Origin of the sequence: Nonomuraea sp. NPDC005650 (assembly GCF_040605375.1) — a bacterium.
Lineage (GTDB): Bacteria > Actinomycetota > Actinomycetes > Streptosporangiales > Streptosporangiaceae > Nonomuraea.
This window is the reverse complement of sequence record NZ_JBEXCR010000150.1, coordinates 1-1028: the sequence shown is the minus strand read 5'-3', so window position 1 is coordinate 1028 and position 1028 is coordinate 1. Positions and strand designations below refer to the sequence as shown.

Annotated in this window: 1 protein-coding gene and 2 pseudogenes; 1 reads left to right on the top strand and 2 read right to left on the bottom strand. The window is 67.9% G+C overall.

Going from position 1 to position 1028, the window contains the following annotated elements; translation table 11 throughout:
- Both ABZS69_RS67120 and ABZS69_RS67115 read right to left on the bottom strand, forming a co-directional pair.
- Positions 1–248 (bottom strand): annotated as a pseudogene (locus ABZS69_RS67120) (transposase); the annotation flags it as partial.
- Between the two features lie 34 nt (positions 249–282).
- A pseudogene (locus tag ABZS69_RS67115) lies at positions 283–381 on the bottom strand (IS5/IS1182 family transposase); the annotation flags it as partial.
- 200 nt (positions 382–581) lie between these two features.
- Here ABZS69_RS67115 and ABZS69_RS67110 point away from each other — a divergent pair.
- Positions 582–1028, top strand: a 447-nt coding sequence (locus ABZS69_RS67110) for a nitroreductase family protein (RefSeq protein ID WP_355395710.1), incomplete at its 3' end; no start/stop codon positions are given.

The following is a 1028-nucleotide window of genomic DNA, read 5'->3' as shown; positions in this document are numbered from 1 at the left end:
TGGCGGATCTTGCGGCGGCGCAGGTAGACGCGATTGGCCCGGGAGGAGTAGGCCTTGTCCGCGGTCAGGCTGTCAGGTCGGGTGCGGGGACGGCCCGGCCCGAGCCGAGGGATGCTGATGGTGCTCAGCACTCGCCGGAACTGCGGGCTGTCGCCGTACTGGCCAGGTGTCAGCACCAGTGACAGCATCCGGCAGCGGCCGTCCGCCGACAGGTGGATCTTGGTGGTGAAGCCGCCGCGGGAGCTGCCCGGTCCGTGCCCTGTACAGCACGCCGTCGATCGTCGTGCGATGGTCATTCCATCGTCCACCCCGTTGGCCGCCCTCGGGCAGCAGCGGCCGGAGCCGCTCCCACTCGGCGTTCGTTAAGTCACCACGTCCCATGCACTTATCGTGACAACATCACCACGATCAGTCGGCAGATCTAAGAAACAGCTCTTAGAGCTGGCCGGCGCGCAAACGACGGCGTCGTGCCCGGTCAACCCCTCGCACGAGCCCCCAATGCACATCGAGTAGTCTTGAGCGATATCGTCGCGAATGATACTGTTTCAGAGGTAACAACATTGGGATGGGGGTCGGTGATCTTGGATGTCTATGAAGCGGTGACGAGCCGGCGGGCGGTCCGCGGATTCACCGACCGGCCCGTTCCGAGGGAGGTGCTGGAGCGCGTGCTGTCCGCCGCGGCCTGGGCGCCGTCCGGATCGAACCTCCAGCCCTGGCACGCCTACGTGCTGACCGGCGAGCCGCTGGCCGAGCTCAAGAAGCGCGCCGGCGAGCGCGTGGCCGCGGGCGGCCCCTGGGACGAGCGGGAGTACGAGATGTACCCGCCCGCGCTGAAGTCCCCGTACCACGAACGCCGATCCGCCTTCGGCAAGGAGCGCTACAGGGCACTCAGCATCACGCGCGAGGACTGGGAGGCGCGCCAGCGGGCCGCCGCCGACAACTGGCAGTGCTTCGGCGCGCCCGCCGCGCTGTTCTGCTACATCGACCGCGACCTGGGCCGCCCCCAATGGGCCGATGTCGGCATGTAT